13 protein-coding genes and 2 pseudogenes are annotated in these 18,801 nt (G+C 58.4%); 3 read left to right on the forward strand and 12 right to left on the reverse strand.

The genetic code is table 11. The features are described from left to right. Positions 1-116: 116 nt before the first annotated feature. The 4 genes from mukB to cmoM are packed head-to-tail and all read right to left on the reverse strand — an operon-like array spanning position 117 to position 7,384. Entirely contained in the window at positions 117-4,571 is a 4,455-nt protein-coding gene (mukB, locus tag ACL2XP_RS18400) for a chromosome partition protein MukB (protein ID WP_413734463.1), read from the reverse strand. Beyond that, entirely contained in the window at positions 4,568-5,299 is a 732-nt protein-coding gene (gene mukE / locus ACL2XP_RS18405) for a chromosome partition protein MukE (protein WP_413734464.1), read from the reverse strand. The genes mukB and mukE overlap by 4 nt, the downstream gene beginning before the upstream one ends. Continuing rightward, the gene (mukF, locus tag ACL2XP_RS18410; RefSeq protein WP_413734466.1) at positions 5,280-6,602 is read right to left on the reverse strand and encodes a chromosome partition protein MukF; all 1,323 of its coding nucleotides are present in this window, start codon (positions 6,600-6,602) and stop codon (positions 5,280-5,282) included. The genes mukE and mukF overlap by 20 nt, the downstream gene beginning before the upstream one ends. Next, the gene (gene cmoM, locus ACL2XP_RS18415) at positions 6,599-7,384 is read right to left on the reverse strand and encodes a tRNA uridine 5-oxyacetic acid(34) methyltransferase CmoM (protein WP_413734467.1); all 786 of its coding nucleotides are present in this window, start codon (positions 7,382-7,384) and stop codon (positions 6,599-6,601) included. Before cmoM ends, mukF begins: the two co-directional genes overlap by 4 nt. Positions 7,385-7,538: 154 nt before the next feature. On the opposite strand from cmoM, the gene elyC reads away from it, so the two are divergent. Further along, the gene (elyC, locus tag ACL2XP_RS18420) at positions 7,539-8,330 is read left to right on the forward strand and encodes an envelope biogenesis factor ElyC (RefSeq protein ID WP_413734468.1); all 792 of its coding nucleotides are present in this window, start codon (positions 7,539-7,541) and stop codon (positions 8,328-8,330) included. A gap of 8 nt (positions 8,331-8,338) precedes the next feature. Here elyC and ACL2XP_RS18425 read toward each other — a convergent pair whose 3' ends face one another. The 6 genes from ACL2XP_RS18425 to ACL2XP_RS18450 all read right to left on the reverse strand — a co-directional run bounded on the left by ACL2XP_RS18425 (position 8,339) and on the right by ACL2XP_RS18450 (position 15,713). Further along, the gene (locus ACL2XP_RS18425; RefSeq protein WP_413734470.1) at positions 8,339-9,232 is read right to left on the reverse strand and encodes a YcbJ family phosphotransferase; all 894 of its coding nucleotides are present in this window, start codon (positions 9,230-9,232) and stop codon (positions 8,339-8,341) included. A gap of 125 nt (positions 9,233-9,357) precedes the next feature. Then, positions 9,358-10,113 carry a 3-deoxy-manno-octulosonate cytidylyltransferase gene (kdsB, locus tag ACL2XP_RS18430; RefSeq protein WP_413734471.1) on the reverse strand — a complete coding sequence of 252 codons (756 nt, stop codon included), beginning with the start codon at positions 10,111-10,113 and terminating at the stop codon, positions 9,358-9,360. Next, the gene (locus ACL2XP_RS18435; protein WP_162365646.1) at positions 10,110-10,292 is read right to left on the reverse strand and encodes a Trm112 family protein; all 183 of its coding nucleotides are present in this window, start codon (positions 10,290-10,292) and stop codon (positions 10,110-10,112) included. Before ACL2XP_RS18435 ends, kdsB begins: the two co-directional genes overlap by 4 nt. Before the next feature lie 355 nt (positions 10,293-10,647). Continuing rightward, a complete protein-coding gene (gene lpxK, locus ACL2XP_RS18440) occupies positions 10,648-11,658 on the reverse strand; it encodes a tetraacyldisaccharide 4'-kinase (protein ID WP_413734472.1) in 1,011 nt (336 codons plus the stop codon). Next, complete coding sequence (gene msbA / locus ACL2XP_RS18445) at positions 11,651-13,402, reverse strand: lipid A ABC transporter ATP-binding protein/permease MsbA (RefSeq protein WP_413734473.1); 1,752 nt, start codon at positions 13,400-13,402, stop codon at positions 11,651-11,653. Before msbA ends, lpxK begins: the two co-directional genes overlap by 8 nt. A gap of 37 nt (positions 13,403-13,439) precedes the next feature. Further along, a complete protein-coding gene (locus tag ACL2XP_RS18450) occupies positions 13,440-15,713 on the reverse strand; it encodes a ComEC family protein (protein WP_413734474.1) in 2,274 nt (757 codons plus the stop codon). Positions 15,714-15,985: 272 nt separating this feature from the next. Between ACL2XP_RS18450 and ACL2XP_RS18455 the strand changes: the two are divergent. Together ACL2XP_RS18455 and ACL2XP_RS18460 are read left to right on the forward strand one after the other, a co-directional pair. Then, positions 15,986-16,380, forward strand: a pseudogene (locus ACL2XP_RS18455) (type II toxin-antitoxin system RelE/ParE family toxin). Next, a complete protein-coding gene (locus ACL2XP_RS18460; protein ID WP_413739218.1) occupies positions 16,337-16,639 on the forward strand; it encodes a helix-turn-helix domain-containing protein in 303 nt (100 codons plus the stop codon). The pseudogene ACL2XP_RS18455 and the gene ACL2XP_RS18460 overlap by 44 nt, the downstream one beginning before the upstream one ends. An 88-nt stretch (positions 16,640-16,727) precedes the next feature. On the opposite strand, the gene ihfB is transcribed toward ACL2XP_RS18460, so the two are convergent. Both ihfB and rpsA read right to left on the reverse strand, forming a co-directional pair. Continuing rightward, positions 16,728-17,015, reverse strand: coding sequence for an integration host factor subunit beta (gene ihfB / locus ACL2XP_RS18465; protein WP_413734475.1), 288 nt, complete (start codon positions 17,013-17,015; stop codon positions 16,728-16,730). Between the two features lie 91 nt (positions 17,016-17,106). Beyond that, positions 17,107-18,792: pseudogene (gene rpsA / locus ACL2XP_RS18470) on the reverse strand (30S ribosomal protein S1); the annotation flags it as partial. Between the last annotated feature and the right edge of the window lie 9 nt (positions 18,793-18,801).

Consider the following 18,801-nt stretch of genomic DNA (forward strand, 5'->3'; position numbering starts at 1 on the left):
CCCGAATGAGCTTAATGTGTAATCATTTTAATGGGTGCGGGCCGCACGCAAAAAAAACCGCCCCTGGGGGACGGCTTCTATCCGTTGACCAACCGGCACCGCCGGCAATAACGACTTTACGTGGCTTCCGGCGTGGCGACGGGTGCCGGCACCGGGGGCAGTTCGGCGCCGAAACCGCGCAGTCCCACCACGTGCACGTGCTCCTGGTTATTAAACACTTTGCGTACCAGTTTGTAGGTCGTGCCCTTTTCCGGACTGATGTTTTCCGGCGCGGCGATAATCAGTTGCATTTGCAGCCGGTCGCACAACTCGAACAGCGTGGCGATGGATTTGGCGTCAAGGCGCGCCGCCTCATCGAGGAACAGCAGGCGGCAGGGAGAAATATCCTTGCCGCGCAGCCGGCTGGATTCTTCTTCCCAGCTTTGCACCACCATCACCAGAATCGACATGCCGGTACCGATGGCTTCGCCGGTGGACAGCGCCCCGCTCTCCGCCCTCAGCCAGCCGTCCGCGCCGCGGTTGACCTCCACTTCCATCTCCAGGTAGTTGCGGTAGTCGAGCAGCTCTTCGCCGATGGTCTGGGGAGTGCGTTGTCCCATATCGATATGCGGATTCAACCGCTGGTATAATTTCGCCAGGGCTTCGGAGAAGGTCAGGCGGTTGCTGCTAAACAGATCCTGATGCTGTTCCTGCTGTTCGCCCAGCACGTCGAGCAAAGTGGCGTGGGCCTCGCGCACATTCACGTTTAGCCGCACGCTTTTCACCTGGCCGAAGCTGACGGTTTGCAGCCCCTGGTTAAGCATGCGGATGCGGTTCTGCTCGCGCTGGATGGTTTTACGGATGATATTCGCCACGCTGCGCGAGCTGATGGCCAGTTTCTGTTCACGGGCGGTCAATTCCTCGGTCAGCCGGCTGAGCTCGATTTCCATTTGTTCGATGGCATCCACCGGATCGTCGGTGCGGATAATATCCTGGCGGATACGCTCGCGCAGATGCTGATAGACGGCGATAAAAAATTGAATTTTACGCTCCGGCCGTTTGGGATCTTCCGACAGGCGCAATACGTCGCGTAAATGTTCATTATCCGCCACCGCCAGGCGCAGCGCCCCCAAGGCTTTATCGGACATGGAACGCAGATCGTCCGCTTCCAGATAAGCCAGCTCCCGGCGGTGCAGGCGGCGCTCGACGCCGTTATCGCGCACCAGGCGCATCACGGCGCACCATCCGGCCTTGGCGGTCACCACCTGCTCGCGCATCTGGTGATATTCCCGCTCCAGCTTGTTTAGTTTTTTCTGCAAGGCGTCCATTTCCGTTTCGCAGAACGTCAGCTGTTTCTCAAGCTGATTGCGGCGCGTCCGGTTCTGGCTCAGGGCCGAATGCAATTGGTCCCGGCGCTCCTTGGCACGGGCCTCGGCGCTGGCGTCGGCCTGCACGCCGATATCCTGCAGCTCCTGCGTCAGTTCCTGGTACATGTCGCGCTTGGCGTCATAGGCGCTTTTCAGCGAGGCCAGTACCTGGTTAAGCTGGGTCAACTGCGCCTGATGCTGGCGCAATGCGTCGCGGGCGCGGCTGCGCTCGGTTTCCGCCTGCTCCAGCCGTTGCCGCAACTTATCGTTAAGATCGGAGCTTTCCGTCAGCATACCGGCGGAGTCGGAATAGCCGAAATGGGCGCGGCGCTGGATCACTTCGGTAAGGGCGAAAGCCTGCTGCTTGGCCTGGCGCTGGGCCTGCTGGGCCTGCTGGTAATCGGCCTGCAATTGCTCATGCCGCTCGGGATCGCTTTGCAGTATCGACACCAGGGGTTCCAACTGGTCCAGGGCGCCGCGATGCTGCTGCAAATAGCGCACCGCATCCTGGGCTTCTTCCCAGTCCGCCTGCACGGTTTCCAGCCGATCCGCCAGCGTATCGTCGCCCAGCAGGGTAACGCGCGGGATTAACCGGTTGAGCAGGCCCAGCCCGTCCCGCGCCTGTTCATACTGCTGGCGCTGCTGCTGGGTTTGTCCTTCGTACTCGCTCAGCTGGCGTTCGAGCTCGCCGCGCCGGGCGGTTAACCGGCGGATTTCCGCTTCGGGATCGTCCTCAAAGGCCACGGCCAGATGCGCGCCGACAAAACGGCCGAAGGCCTGATGCAGCCGCTGTATTTTCTGTACGTCAAACGACAGGGTGGCATAACGCTCCGCCAGCGCATCGCGCTCGGCGTTGAGGTTTTCCAGGCGGTTTTCCCGCGCCGCGCGGCCGAACAGCGGCACCGCGGGAAAACGGGAATAACGCCACTGGCGATCGGCCACCTTGACCAGCACCGCCCTTTCCAGCTCTTCGATGCCGAATACGCTGTCGTCGAAGGATTGCGGATCGCCCTCGATCAAATACAGGTCGTCGGGACATTCGTCCAGCCCGTCGAGCTGGTCGCGAATCCGCGATAAATCCGGCACCACGATGGCATGGCGCGACGGCCCGTACAGCGCGGAGAAATACGGCGCGTCATCAAAGGTGACATCGTCGTAAATTTCCGACAGCAGCACGCCGCCAAAACGCTCCGCCAGCGCGGCCAGCCGCAAATCTTCGCTGCCCCCCGGATGGCTGAGCCGCTCGATCTGATCTTCCAGACCGCGTTTGACGCCGGCGACTTCATCGCGCTCGACGGTGGTCTCGCGCTCGCGCTCCAACAATTGCTGCATCGCTTCGGTCACCTGCGAGCCGCTTTCCAACTGCTCGCCGCTTTGCTCGCACAGGGAGGTCAGCGCATCCTGCGCCGCCAGCCAGGCCGGCGCGCGCTGCGTCAGCAGTTGCAGCCGCTGGAGGATCTGATCCAGTTCCTGGCGCAGTCCCATGCGGCGTTCGCCGGCCTCGGAGACCATCACCGACAGGGTTTCCACCCGGGCTTCCAGCTCCTGCCGCGCCGCTTCCAACTCGTCCGGCTGATAGTCGGTGCCGATGCGTTTACCAAACTCCGCCAGCAGACGCTGGGCCTCCTGCTGCTCGCGCAGGCGCTGCTCCAGTTCATTCAGCTGGCTGCGCAAAGCCTGTAGCCGGTCGGCCTGATGCTGCTGCGACGCCGCATCGCGCAGCAGATCGCGGGCGGTTGCCCAGGCATCGCTGCGGCTCACGTGCCCGGCTATCTTGGTCACCAGCCCGTAGGCCTGTTCGAATTGGCTGTGCGCGGCCTGGGCGACGCTTAATTTTTGCTCCAGCCCCAGCAATACGTCGGTCACTTCCCGTTCTTGCGCCTGGAATACCGCCAGCTCCTGTTCGGCGCCGACGGCGCTCAGTTCCGGCAGGGCGCACAATTCGCGGGCGCGCTCCAGCGCCTGCAGTGCCTGCTGATATTGGATGGCGCGCGTTTGCTGCACGTCCAGCGCCTGCTGGTAATCGGCCAGTTGGCTTTTCAGTTCATCCACTTCCAGCTCGGCGGCTTCGGCACGCGCCTCGTTGTCCTGATGGATTTCGCTGGCTTCGGCCACCACTTCGTTTTGCTCTTCCAGACGGAAGGTCAGTTCGTCGATATCGTCGCGATAGCGGCTGATTTTTTCCTGCTGGCGCATGGCGGTTTGCACCAGGTTTAAATGATCGCTGGCGGCTTGATAATCGGTTTCCAGATCCGATTCGGCGGCGATGGTTTCCCCCAATTCGCGCGCCATATCCACGTGGCGATACTGTTCCACCGCCAGCTGTTTGCGGCTGCCGAGCAAATCCCTGCGCAGCATCAATGCGCGATCCAGATGGATGCGCCGTTCGTTGGCGTGGCGCATATAGTCCGCCGCCACATACGACGTCGCTTCGGAAATCAGATGCTTGAACAGATCGCGATCCGACTGGGTGACCCGTATGGCTTCAAGGGTCATGCGGTTTTCACGCAGCGCCGCTTCCATATCCTGAAACGCCTTGCGCACGCCGCCGTTTTCCGGCAGCAGGTAATCGCGCAGGGAACGGGTAATGGCGCTGGAGATGCCGCCGTACAGCGAGGCCTCGATCAGGCGATAGTATTTGCTGCGATCGGCCGCGGAGCGCAGGCGCCGGGGAATGACGCCTAAATCGAACATCAGGGAGTGATAGTCGGTAATGGAGTTGAAGACCTTGAACTGTACTCCTTCGATTTCCTCCACCCGCTCCTTCAGCTCCTGCAGGCTTAACACCCGCGCCTGGCGATCGCCCACCACCTGGGTGAGGATTTCCGTGGGCTGCATCGCCGTGGGCAGGCCCTGGATCATAAAGGGTTTGATATCCACCTTGCGATCGCGCCCGGCGATTTGCTGTAGCCGCACCCCGACCAGCACCCGCTGATGGCGGGAGTTCACCACGTCCAGGGCGGCGTAGCAGACGCCGGCGCGCAGTTTGCCGTGCAGCCCCTTGTCGCGGGAACCGCTGGTGGCGCCGGCTTCGGTGGTATTACGAAAATGCAGCAGGGTTAAATCCGGAATCAGGGCGGTAATAAAGGCCGCCATGGTAGTTGATTTCCCGGCCCCGTTACCGCCGGACAAGGTGGTGACCAACCCATCCAAATCAAAGGTACGGGCAAAAAAACCGTTCCAGTTAACCAGGGTCAATGAGCGAAATTTACCACGTTCAATCATGCAAGTTCATCCTCGGCGCTGTCCGACGATCCGTCATTAAGATTGCCATTGTCGTCATCCTGCTCGTCATTAAGCGATAAGGCCTGTTCTATCGGCATCGCCTCGCCATCGCGGATCATGCGCAGCTGCGCTTCGCGCTGATCGTCGCCGCCGCGTACATCGGCGCCGAAACGGAATACCGCTTCGGTAATGCGGAATTTGGCGGTGTCGTTGCCCATAAACCACACCATGCCCAGCCGGCGCAGGCGGTTAAGCGAGGTTCTGACTTTTTCCTGCAGCTTTTGCCGGTCCAAATCGGAGCCGGTGGAGCGTTGGTTGACCAGTTTAAGCAGTTTGTTTTCATCCGCCAGGCCGAGCAACTCGTCGTACAGCTCCTGCTGGGTAAAAATGCCTTCATGGGCCAGCCGTTCGGGGCTTAAATAGAGGTAGCAGAGGATCTTGCCCACCATCATATCCAGCTCCGACAGCACCGAGCGCGGAATAAGCGTGGTGGACCGGGGACGCAGATAAAAAAAGCCCTCCGGCGCGCGCACCAGTTCCACGTTGTAGCGCCGGTAAAAGCCTTCCAGCTCGTCCTGGAAGTCCATCAGGAAGGCATGGTTATCCAGTTCTTCGGCGCCGATATGGCGCCCGGAGCGCAGCGCGCTGTCCAGGGCCGGGAAAATCGGATTGGACAGCGCTTTCGCCAGCTTTACCGGCATGGTTTCTTCAATACTTATCGATGACATGGGCCTGTACCTTAGCACCGTAATCGTTGATTGCCTGCCATGACGGCGGTAATCCGGAAAAATCCGACCCGGCCACGCCTAAGCGCACGGCCTGGTCGACTAGAATACGCGCAACGTCGAACTGCCGCGCGCGCGGAAAGCGGGCCAGATAATCACGCAGCACCTGGCCGAGGTCGAGGGGCAATTGCTGCTGCTTATAGCGGGCCAGCGCCTCTTCGATCATGGCCGCCAGCTGCTCGCGCACCTCGTTGAATTCTTCATATTCCATATCCGGCGGCAGCTCGCCGGTCACTTCTTCGCTGCGCAGGGCCAGCTCTTCGTCGCGCATGTCCAGCAGGCGATCGGCATTGGCGTAGGTCAGCGCCCAGGGGTGATCGAAATAGTGCTGCACCGACTGGCGCAGGCGCTGGGCAAATACCCGGTTTTTATCCATATCGATGGCGGTACGGATAAAGCGATGCACGTGGCGATCGTACCCTATCCACAAATCTATCGCCTGCTGGCCCCAGCTGGTAATCCGGTCCAGCTTGTTTTGCAAATCGAACACCAGCTTATCGATAAACGTGAGTTGCTGATGGCCGAGCGTCGCATCCTGGATGCGCAGCAGGTTGGCCTGCAATTTATCCCCCGCCGCTTCCAGGGTGTCCTGGAGCTCGCGCAGGGTGCCCGACGTTTCCGACAACAATAATTCGCAGCTGGCGATGGCCGCGCGCCAATCCTGGTTGAGCAAGGCCGCGATATCGTCTTTTACCGACTGCTGCTGCTCGTCCATGATGCGCTGGGTCATGTCGATACTGTCGAAAATTTCCGCCACCGAATATTTCAGCGGGGCGAAGACATTGCGGTGCCAGTGGAATTCGTCGCCGTCTTCTTCCGCCGCTTCCGCCGCCCGCTGCAACTCCTGGGCGACGATGGAAAGCTGCACCGACAGGCGCAGCGTGGAAAATTCACGCTGGCGTATATAGTAATCGCTGATACCGATGCCAAGGGGCGTCAGGCGGTAAATGGCATTGCCGTCCGCCAGTTCGCTGACGAAGCGATTCAACAACCGCTGCCGCACCAGGTCATTAATGGCGTTATTGGCGCGCACCGCAACCGTCTCATGGGTCTGTTCAAACCCTTTGCTGACGTGGCGGAACGCGTCCACCAGCTCGCCCTCGCTCATTTCGCCGTCCATGCGCTCGCTATTGAGCGTGGCGATGGCCAGCACAAACGCCAGCCGCTCGGTGGGCAAGGATAATGAGAAGTCATTTTTCCGGGCCCAGGCGACCAGTTCCGGTACAGTCTGGGAAAATTCACTCATAATTCATCCTTCAGGGAGGTTTTATGCGCCATGACGTGGATATAGCGCCCCATGCCGATAAAGGGTTCCTGCCGGCAATAGCGCTGCTCCATTGCCAGCAAGGCCGGAAAATCATCCTGTTGCTGCCGTTTATTTTGCAGGTAGTCATGGAATACGCGCACGCCGCTTTTGCCGCCCAGCGCCATGCCCATATCGGTCAGCCAGCCGTAAACCTGCGCTGGATCGCAGGGGTGATCCGGCACCAGCGAGCGTTTTTTACGCTTGGGCATCCCGGCCGCCACAATGTTGATATTGCCCAGGATCATATTGCGCATGACCAGCCCGTGCTTATTGTAAAACATTAACGACAGAGCGCCACCCGGCGCCAGGCAATCATGCAGTCTCTGCAACAATTCACGGGGGTCGGCCACCCATTCCAGCACCGCATGCAACAATATCAGATCGGCCGGCCTTTCCAAATGGGGGGCGATGTCCTGCGCCGCGCACTGTACAAATTGCATGTTGGCGCTCACAGATTGTTCCTGCGCCACTTGCCGCGCCCGCTCAATCATGCCTGCCGAGAGATCGCATAACAATAACCGATGGCCCAACGCCGCCAGTTGGCATGCCATGCGCCCTTCCCCGCCGCCGGCGTCGAGAATATACAGCGGGCGGTCGGGCAGGCGGTTTAATAGCCCTTGGAGATCTTGCCATACCACCGCCTGACGAATTTGCCCTTTGGTCGTGCCATAAATATTGCGCGCGAACTTGTCGGCAATATCGTCAAAATTGCGGTCCTGCATAATCGATGCTCCGGGCATAACGGACGGGACACGGCGTTTTTGCCAAAAACCTGCCGTGAACCGACTATTTTGTCACAGGCTGGCTTAGAATGAATCCTTCTGGCGCCGGATTGCGCCTGGTTGACTATATTTCATCCAATCGGAGCGTTTTTTGATGCTTTTTACCCTTAAAAAAATCGTCGGCGGCCTGTTATTACCGCTGCCGCTGCTGATTTTACTGACGGGGGCCGGTCTGCTGCTGCTTTGGCTGACCCGCTGGCAACGCGCCGGCAAGGGACTGGTGACCTTTAGTTGGCTCTGTTTGCTGCTATTAAGCCTGCAACCGGTGGCTGACCGGCTGCTGTCGCCGCTGGAGTCGGCCTATCCCACCTACCGGGGCCAACAGCCGGGCATCGCCTACGTCGTCGTGCTGGGAGGGGGATATACGTTTAATCCGCAATGGGCACCGAGTTCCAATCTGATTAATAACAGCTTACCGCGGGTAGCCGAGGGTATCCGGCTTTATCGCAGCCATCCCGGGGCAAAACTGGTGTTTACCGGCGCCGCGGCGGGGCATAATCCGGTAAGCAGCGCGGAAACGGCGTCGCGGGTAGCCCAAAGCCTTGGCGTGCCGGCGGGGGATATTATCGTGCTGGACCAGCCGCGGGATACCCGGCAGGAAGCGGCCAGCGTCGGCGCGCTGGTGGGCAAGGCGCCGTTTTTATTGGTGACCTCGGCCAATCATTTGCCGCGCGCCATGGGCTTTTTCCAAGCCGCGGGATTATCGCCGGTGCCCGCACCGGCCAATCAGCTGGCGATATCCAGCCCGTTGAATATTTGGGAGAAGGTTATCCCGTCGCCGCTGTGGCTGGGACATGCCGACCGCGCCTGGTATGAAACCCTGGGCCGGGCGTGGCAGTGGCTTACCGGCCGGGATGCGGCAACCGGCGCCGGCGAAAAAAACTGAACGCCGGGCTATTCAAGCCAGGGCTGGAGTTCGCGTCCGGCCAGCTCGAAGGGTGCGCGATCCAGTAATCCGGTATGGATATAGCGCGCCGCCGCTTCCCAGATGCCATAGATCCAGCGCCGGTAGAGAAACGCCTCCGCCACCGGAGCCTTGCTCAGGTAATGATATAGCAGTTCTTTGGCCATGCCGTCTTCGCTCAGGCGGAACAAATCATATTCGCGGGGCGCCCACAGCATGGTGCCGGGGTTAAGCATGGCCAATAGCTGGTCGGTACGCGGATCTTTGAGCATGCTGCGCAGCGTCAGGTTGCCGTGGACCAGGACGCAATTTTCCTGATAATCGGCAAATAGCCGATCCAGGCTCTGGCGGGTGCGAAACAGCAGGTTGCGATCTTCATAGGTCAGCAGCGGCGCGGACACTTTCAGCAGGGTGGACCATATCACTTCGATACGCTGCGCGTACCATTTCGGCCAGGTGTTTTCCTGGGTGCTATCCACCGTGCCCACATAGCCATGGCTGTCGATACGGTGCCAGGCCAGCATGCTCTCGACGATTTGATCTTTGAGCAATACCCAGCGCTGCGGGGTGCGGGTAGGCGCTTCCGCCGATACGCCGCGCAGCCGCTCCATCAACAACAGCTCTTTATAGGGCGCCTGCTGCGTCATCACCAGGCCATAGACCGTCGGCAGCCTGACTTCTCCTTCCCGGGCCAGCATGGACAGCTTGTAGGCTTCCTGCTGGGCGATGCCCTGGCAAATATAACTCTTCGCCAGCAATGAAAGCGGGTTTCCTTCCTTATCGTACATAGCATAAAGATGCGCGTAAGGCTGTTCGCTGATCCGCTCCAGGCGGCTCAGGGATTCACCCAATACTGCGCTTAACTCGGCTTTCAACAGTTCCATGACAGACCAGACCTTAAGGTGAATAAGCGGGCGGGTTGATAAAACACCCGCCATCATGCTGGCTTCGCCAACAAAATTCTTCGTTTCAGATCAAGCTTTCCCGAGAAAACGGCGCGCGCGAAAAATCAGCGCATTTGCCGCATCAGTTCACGCACGCGCTGCAGCTCTTCCTGGGTGTCGACGCCGATGCCAGGGACTTCACGCGCCACGGCGACATGAATTTTTTCGCCATACCAGAGCACCCGCAGTTGCTCCAGCATTTCAATTTGTTCAAGCCGGCTGGGCTGCCAGCCGACGTAGCGGCGAATAAATCCGGCCCGGTAGGCATAAATACCGATATGCCGTAGAAAGGTATCGCCGATGGACTCACGGGACTGGCTGAAACGCTCCCGATCCCAGGGAATTGCAGCGCGGGAAAAATAGAGCGCAAAACCCTGCGCGTCCATCACCACTTTGACCGCATTGGGGTTAAAGGCTTCTTCGGCGGTGGCGATGGGCACCGCCAGGGTAGCCATGCCGGCCTGGCAGCCGGCCAGATTATCCGCCACCTGGCGGATAATCACCGGGGGAATCAGCGGCTCGTCGCCCTGGACATTCACCACGATCTGGTCGTCGCCGAATTGATAGCGGTCGATCACTTCAGCCAGACGTTCGGTGCCGGAATGATGATCGGGGCGGGTCATACAGACCTCGCCCCCCGCCTGGCGCACCGCGTCCACCACGCCGGCGTGATCGGTGGCGACGATCACCCGATCCGCGCCGGATTCCTGCGCCCGCTCCATGACATGCACCACCATGGGCTTGCCGTTAATATCCGCCAGCGGTTTGCCTGGCAAACGGCTGGAGGCGAACCGCGCGGGGATAATAGCCACGAAACTCATTGATTTGTCTCGTCTAATGTCAAGGCCCGCGCCTCGCTCTCCAGCAACACCGGGATGCCATCGCGCACCGGATACGCCAGGGCGTCCGATTTGCAGATGAGTTCCTGTTTCTCTTTATTAAAATACAATTTGCCGTTACAGACCGGGCAGGCAACGATTTCCAATAAGCGGTGATCCATGATTCCTCCAGCATACACACCCTGCGATGCGTTAATGGGCCAAAGGATAGCATAATGCGGCGCCAGGCGGGAATGGTTACGGTGACGGGGTGCAACGCAGGGCACGGAGAAAACGACACTCATTAACATTTTTGCAAAATAGTATTGATCTGGCAAAAGGAACGGCGTAATATTTTTTGTGAGCTACATCACACTTTTAATATTTAAGAGACAGCCTGCCATGAAAACAGTAAATAAAATCATTGCTTTGTTTGCTAATTATAGCCGCTAAGCAAAAAAATCATCGCTCTCTCGGCCTGGCCATCATTGATGTCCGGGCCGATTGTTTTTTTGAGCTGCGCTTTCCGGCGCGCCGTCACCGCTGATGGTCCTGCGCCTGGCGCTTAAAGCGGCGGATCGCCTGCTCGATGGGCGCCAGCAGACCGGGTATATCCTGCGCCGGCAGTTGCGCGTTCACCGGTAGATACCACCAGTTGGGCTGGGCGAAAGCGCGGCATTTTACCGCATCTTTCTCCGTCATCAATAGCGTCTGGTCCGGCGAAGCCAGGGGCGCCAGCTGTTCGGGCCGATAGGCCTGATGATCGGCGAACGGTATGGTGCGCCCGGCGCTCACGCCCATGGCCCGCAGGGTGGCGAAAAAGCGCGGCGGATGCCCGATGCCCGCCATGGCGACCACCCCGGGCAATTGATTCGCGGCGCGGGTTTCACCGGTAAGTAAATTCACCGCGGCGCCGGGTTGCAGTTGCATCGCGATTTCCCCCGGGCGCGCCTGACCGCCATTGACGATCGCGGCGGTGACGCTTCGCAGCCGCCCCGCCCGTTCACGCATCGGCCCGGCGGGCAGCCACCAGCCGTTGCCAAAACGCCTGACGCCGTCAACCACCACCCATTCAATCTCACGTCCCAAGGCATAGTGCTGCAGGCCGTCATCGGTGATAATCACATCCAGCGCATGCTGCTTTAACAGCGCCGCCACCGCTTCGGCGCGGCACGGCGATACCGCCACGGGCGCGCCGGTGCGCTGAAAAATCAATACCGGTTCATCGCCCGCCTGGAGCGTGGTGGTATCCTCGTCGAGCACCAGCGGATAGTGAGCGGACCGCCCGCCGTAGCCGCGGGAGACGACCCCCACCCGCCAGCCCCGCTGCTGCAAACGTTCAACCAGCCACAGTACCACCGGCGTTTTGCCATTGCCGCCCACGGTCAAGTTGCCGACCACCACCACCGGCACCGCAAAACGATGGATTTTGCGCCACCCCAGACGATAGCTCAGCTTTATCAGGCCGCTTATCAGGCCATATAGCCAGGAAAGCGGCAGCAGCAACCGGTACCACCGCGAACCGCCGAACCAGATTTTATCAATCATTGCCGAATTGTAACCGGTGCAGTTGGGCGTAGGCGCCCTTTTGCGCCAGCAGAATATCGTGCGGCCCGCGCTCAACGATGCGCCCGTCCTCGACGACCACGATTTCATCGGCTTTTTCGATGGTCGACAACCGGTGGGCAATCACCAGCGAGGTGCGGTTTTTTTGCAACGCGTCCAGGGCTTTTTGAATGGCGCGTTCCGATTCGGTATCCAGGGCCGACGTGGCCTCATCGAGAATCAGAATCGGACAATCGCGCAGCAGCGCCCGCGCAATGGCGATGCGCTGGCGCTGCCCGCCGGAGAGCAGTACGCCATTCTCCCCGATCACCGTATCCAGCCCCTGGTCCATTTTTTCGATAAAGTCCATGGCGTAAGCCATGCGGGCGGCATTCTCGATCTCCTCCCGTGAAAAGCGGTCTTTGCGGGCATAAGCGATATTATTGGCGATGGTGTCGTTAAACAGATGCACATTTTGCGATACCAGCGCCACCTGATCCCGCAAAGAAGCGAGCGTATATTCGCGCAGGTCGTGGCCATCCAGCAATACCGCGCCCTGCTGCACATCGTAAAAGCGCGTCAGAAGATTGGCGATAGTGGATTTGCCCGAGCCCGATCGTCCCACCAGCGCTACCGTTTTGCCGGCCGGAATAACGATATTGATATCACGCAGGGACGGGGTGTCTTTGCCCGGGTAAAAAAAGGTGACGTCGCGGAATTCGACATTCCCTTCGGCGCGCTCCACCACCAGCGTCCCCTCGTCTTTTTCTTTATCCATATCCAAAATGGCGAATAAAGTCTGGCACGCCGCCATTCCGCGCTGAAATTGCGCGTTGACGTTGGTCAGCGATTTCAGCGGACGCATGAGGGCAATCATGGAAGAGAACACCACGGTGATGGTGCCGGCGGTCAGGTTTTGCATTACGCTCGGAAAACTGGCGGCATACAGCACAAAGGCCAGCGCCAGGGAAGCGATAAACTGGATGACCGGATCGGATACCGACGAGGCGGAGACCATTTTCATGCCCTGCTGGCGCATACGGTTGCTGACATGGTTAAAACGGTCGTTCTCCACTTTCTGTCCGCCAAAAATCAGCACTTCCTTGTGGCCTTTCAGCATCTGTTCGGCGCTGGTGGTCACCTGACCCATGGTGTTTTGCATATTTTTGCTGATATTACGAAAGCGCTTCGAGACCTGACGGATGGCGATGGAAACAATAGGCGCGATAACCACCAGGATCAGCGAAAGCTGCCAGCTGTAATAAAACATCATGATAAACAGGCCGATGATCGACGCGCTTTCGCGGATCACGGTAATCAGCGCGCCGGATGACGACGAGGCCACCTGTTCGGAATCATAGGTGATACGCGACAATAGCGTGCCGGTGGACTGCTGATCAAAAAACGACACCGGCATGCCCATCATATGGCTGAACAGGCGCCGGCGCATTTGCATCACGACTTTGCCGGATACCCATGAGACGCAATAGCTGGAAATAAAGCTGGTAATGCCGCGCACCACCATCAGGCCGATCACGGCCAGGGGCATCCACACCAGGATGCTGTTATTGCTTTTGCCAAAACCATCGTCAAGCAGCGGTTTAAGCAGCGACAGCATCAGGGTATCGCTGGCGGCGTTGAGAATCAGCGCGATAGACGCCACGATCAGGCCCGTTTTAAAAGGAGAGATCATCGGCCATAGGCGACGGAACGTCTGCCAGGTGGAGAGATCTTTATCATTGAGCATTCAGTTAACCAGCGCGTAGTCTAAATAGCCGACCATTCTACTCATTATCGGCTTGGACGCCAAACCGCTGGTGATACCATCGCGGCATAATTTGCTCCCGATACCCTTTTATTACCCAATTATGGTCATAAAAATGGATACTGACCTGTCCTGAATGGGCGGTATCGTGCCAGGGGATGCCCTGTTGCCGATAACGCGCCATTATTGTTGGCGCCGGCAATCGCCAGGGGCTAAAACGCGCCGCCGAGGCCAGCGCCGCTTTGGGCCGCACCGCGGTGAGAAACGACCGGGTGGATGAGGTCTTGCTGCCATGATGGGGCACCTGCAGGATATCGGCCTGCAGCAGACGGCGCGAAGACTTAAGCAACGCCCGTTCGCTCGGCCCTTCGATATCGCCGGTTAATAATACGCTGAACCTGCCGTCATCGATTTTAACCACGCACGAATCGTCATTACCGGCCTTATCAACCTGGGCGGGCGGCCACAGCACGCTAAATTGCAGCCCCTGCCAGCGCCAGCGCTGTCCTTGCAGACAGGGCAGATGCCCGCGCTGCCGATAGGAGCTCGATACCGGGATGCCCGGATAGATTTTTTTCAGCGTGGCCAAACCGCCGATGTGATCCTGGTGGCTGTGGCTGAGCATCATGGCTTCGGGCGCCAGGCCGCGCCATTTCAGATAAGGCGCTATCTCCGCTTTCCCGATATCGCCGCCTTCCCAACCCGCGCCGGTGTCGTAGAGCAGCGCTTTGCCGCTTTTTTCAACGACCACCGCCAGCCCATGGCCGACATCCAGCATATCGAGCCGCCAGCGCGGGCCGTCGTTTTTTTCCCGCTGCGACAGCAGCATTACGCCAATGGCCACCATATTCCACCGGTAGGTGCGCCACCAGCCAAAACGCCAGGCGATTACCGCCAGCCAGCCGACGATGCTCCAGGCGATGCCGGTATCGGTGAGTTCAAACCAGCCTTGCCGCAGCGGCGGCAGCGGTTTAAACACCAGCGTCAGGGACCGGTCGGCCAGATACCACAGCATCCGGCTGACGGGCGGCAGCATAAACAGGCACATGGCGGCGAGAATCAGCGGCGTGGTGATGAAGGAAACCAGCGGTACCGCCCAGAGATTGGCCGGCAATGATAATGCATTGGCGCCGTGGAATAGCCCCCATTGCAGCGGCAGCAGCAATAGCGTCATGCCGGATTGCAAATGCAGCCAGCGCAGCCACGCCCAGGCCAGCCCGGATTGGAACCGCGCCGGCAGCGGCGCCCACTGGAACCAGAAAAGCAGCGACGCCACGGCCAGGCAGGAAAGCCACAGGCTGCTGGACAGCACGCTGAGCGGGTCGGTAACCAGAATCAGGGCGACGCACCATAACCAGACCTGCCAGGGGCTGCAATGCACGCCGCGGATGCGCAGCGCGATCCACAGGCTCAATGCCAGCAACGCGCGGATCGCCGGGAAATTCACTCCGGAAATCCAGACGTAACCGGCGGCGCTCAGCCAGCTGATAAACAGCGGCACGGCCGGCGTGACCCATGCCATGGGCAGGAAAAATTGTCCGCCGCGCGCCACCAGCCAGCCGAACAGCGCTGCCAGCGAAATATGCAGGCCCGAGATAGCCATTAAATGGGCGGTGCCGGTTTGCTGTAACAGCAGGCGGGTGTCCTCGGGCATCGTTTTGCTTTCACCAAATCCCAGCGCCATCAGGATGGACGGCCAGCGCAGCCCGCTGAACTGCCGGACGCTGCGGTCGATAAGCCGCTGGCGCAGCCCGCAGCGTTCATCGACGACTTTGGCTTTAATTACCCGCCCGACCAGCGGCTGGTGATTGGCCACCGCCCAACGCTGACTGTCGAATCCCCCCTCGTTCAGCCGGCTGTGCTGCGGGCGCAGCTTCAGGATCATCCGCCACCGCTGCCCGGCGCACCAGCGCTGCGGTAAACGAGCCCAGGTGACCGAGGCATAGATCGGCGGAAACAGGCGTTTACCCCCGGCGTGGGTAAGTTTTATCGCCGCGCCGGACCGCGGGTTGTCGGGATGATTAATCCCGACGATTTGCGCCTGGACGGACAACCTGGGCTGGGACAGCAACGCGGTTTGCTGCAACAATTGCGCGGCGCACCAGCAGCCCCAGGCAAAGGCGGCCAAGGCTACCGCGGCCAGCCGGCATGCCGGAGTGCGCGTAAACAGCAGCAACCCGGCGCCGGCGACCACGCCATACAACCACGGGACATCCGGCAACTCGGGCAGCCAGGTTAACGGTAAAATACCCATAATCGCCGCCAGGGCGAGGTGACTCGCGGACAGCGGCATTAGCAATGCACTCCGGCAGGCGCCATCGGCAATTTCTCGTATTAAGCGTGGTGGCTGATTTTTACCTGCGGGACCGCATTGCGCTATCAGCAGCTGATGGGAATGCGAAGCGATATGTAAATCTTTACTGCTGCTTGCTGGTTTACAGATTATTTTGCGGCAATGCGCGCAGGGCGAGGGAGAAGTCAGGCAAAGAAGTTTGTGACATTGTATTTATAGACGGGAATCGATAAAATCAAATCTATAGACTACGGTCTATAAGGAAAACAAGGATGTGGACCGTTATCACCACCGACGTATTTGCGTTATGGCTGGCCGGGCAAAATGACCTGCTGCGCCAAGACGTGCTGGCGGCAATGCTTCTGCTGCGCGTCACAGGGGACCCGCATTGGCGCGCCCTTATGTGGATACGCGATATGGCTCGCGCTATTGCAATATGAAAGAGTTGCTCATCCAGCACCATGGGCATCCGGTGCGCGCTTTCTTCGCTTTTGACCCTAAACGCCGCGCCGTCCTATTTTGCGCCGGCGATAAACGGGGAAAAGATGAAAAACGCTTTTATAAGCACATGATCAAAACTGCTGACGCAGAATTTGCCAACCATCTAAAAAACTGGAGAACATATAATGGCGACGCTAACAGAACTCCTGGCCAAAGAAACGCCTGAAAACCGGCAACGAATCGAAGAAAAAGCGGCGGCAATGCTGCTCGAAACGCGCCTGTATGAAATCCGCGAGGCATTGCATCTGTCGCAGACGGAAGTGGCTAAAAAACTGGGTATCGCCCAGTCATCCGTCGCGGCCATCGAGCAACGGGGCAACGAACTTAAAATCTCCACGCTTAAACGCTATATCGAATCAATGGGCGGCACCCTGCGCTTAGGGGTGGACCTCCCCGGCGGCAAGCATCTGGAATTTGCCATCTGAGCCGACAAGCCAAAAAAAAAAGACGCCCACGGGCGTCTTTTTTGTTTGCGTCGATGAATAACGGCGGCACGTTTAATCAAACGCGGCGTTACGCACCATAAATATTGGCGCGGTCGCGCAGCTCTTTGCCGGGTTTGAAATGGGGCACATATTTGCCTTCCAATTCAACTTTATCCCCGGTTTTAGGGTTGCGTCCGACACGCGGTGCACGGTAGTGAAGCGAAAAACTGCCGAAACCACGGATTTCGATGCGCTCACCGCTGGCGAGTGTGGTCGCCATATGTTCGAGCATCTCTTTCACGGCATCTTCCACGACTTTCGCCGGGATATGAGCGTGCTGGCCAGCAAGTCTTTCAATAAGTTCAGACTTGGTCATAGTTCCTCCAAGTTCGTATGCCCTTAGTCAAGAAAGCATACGACAAGCTTAGCTACCGTCCAGGAGCGGTGGCGACACCGCTCCCCCATTATTATTCGCCTTTAGCTGCCTTGAACGCTTCAGCCATTGCGCTGGAGAAGTTGCTGGTATCTTCCTGCTTGTTGGTGCTGTTCACAGTAGCGATAGCATCTTTCTCATCAGCTTCGTCCTTCGCACGTACGGACAGGCTGACAACGCGGTTTTTACGATCAACGCCGGTGAATTTAGCTTCAACGTCGTCGCCCACGTTCAGAACCAGGGTCGCGTCTTCAATGCGGTCACGCGAGGCTTCGGAAGCACGCAGATAGCCTTCAACGCCGCCAGCTAATTCAACTGTAGCACCTTTAGCGTCAACTGCAGTGACTTTACCGGTAACTATCGTGCCTTTCTTATTCAAAGACAGGTAGTTATTAAACGGATCTTCAGCCAGTTGTTTCACGCCCAGGGAAATACGTTCGCGCTCTGCGTCAACCTGCAGAACCACGGCCGCGATTTCGTCGCCTTTCTTGTATTCACGCACGGCTTCTTCGCCGGCGACATTCCAGGAGATGTCGGACAGATGAACCAGACCGTCGATGCCGCCTTCCAGGCCGATGAAGATACCAAAGTCAGTGATTGACTTGATCTTGCCTTCAACGCGGTCACCCTTGTTATGGGTTTCAGCGAACTGCTGCCATGGGTTGGACTTGCATTGTTTCAGGCCCAGGGAGATGCGACGGCGTTCTTCGTCGATATCCAGAACCATGACTTCTACCACGTCGCCAACGTTGACAACCTTGGACGGATGGATGTTCTTATTGGTCCAATCCATTTCTGAAACGTGAACCAGGCCTTCAACGCCTTCTTCGATTTCAACGAAGCAGCCGTAATCGGTCAGATTGGTCACGCGACCGGTGAGGCGGGTGCCTTCCGGATAACGTTTCGCGATAGCGACCCAAGGATCTTCGCCCAGCTGTTTCAAGCCCAGGGAGACACGGGTGCGTTCACGATCGAATTTCAGGACCTTAACGGTGATTTCATCACCTACATTCACGATTTCGCTCGGATGCTTAACGCGCTTCCAGGCCATATCGGTGATATGCAGCAAGCCATCTACGCCGCCCAGATCGACAAACGCGCCATAGTCGGTAAGGTTTTTAACGATACCCTTGACTTCCATGCCTTCCTGCAGGTTTTCCAGCAGTTGATCGCGTTCCGCGCTATTTTCGGATTCAATCACCGCACGACGGGAAACCACAACGTTGTTACGTTTCTGGTCCAGCTTGATAACTTTAAACTCAAGCTCTTTGCCTTCCAGATGCAGGGTATCGCGTACCGGACGCACGTCAACCAGCGAACCCGGCAGGAACGCACGAATGCCGTTCAGTTCGACGGTGAAACCGCCCTTCACTTTGCCGTTGATGATGCCGGTAACGGTCGCGGCTTCTTCGTAGGCTTTTTCCAGCATCAGCCAGGCTTCATGGCGCTTGGCTTTTTCGCGAGACAGCAAGGTCTCACCGAAACCGTCTTCCACCGCGTCGAGCGCGACGTCAACCTGGTCGCCGACCTGGATTTCCAGTTCGCCCTGAGCATTTTTAAACTGCTCGATAGGAATGGCGGATTCAGATTTCAGTCCGGCGTCAACCAGAACTACGTCTTTATCAATGGAAACTACGGTACCACGCACAATGGAACCGGGACGGGTTTCGATTTCTTTCAGGGATTCTTCAAAGAGTTGAGCAAAAGATTCTGTCATAGTTTGATAATC

The sequence above is a fragment of the Sodalis sp. RH21 genome, from assembly GCF_047324175.1.
In the GTDB taxonomy this organism is placed as follows: Bacteria; Pseudomonadota; Gammaproteobacteria; order Enterobacterales; family Enterobacteriaceae; genus Acerihabitans.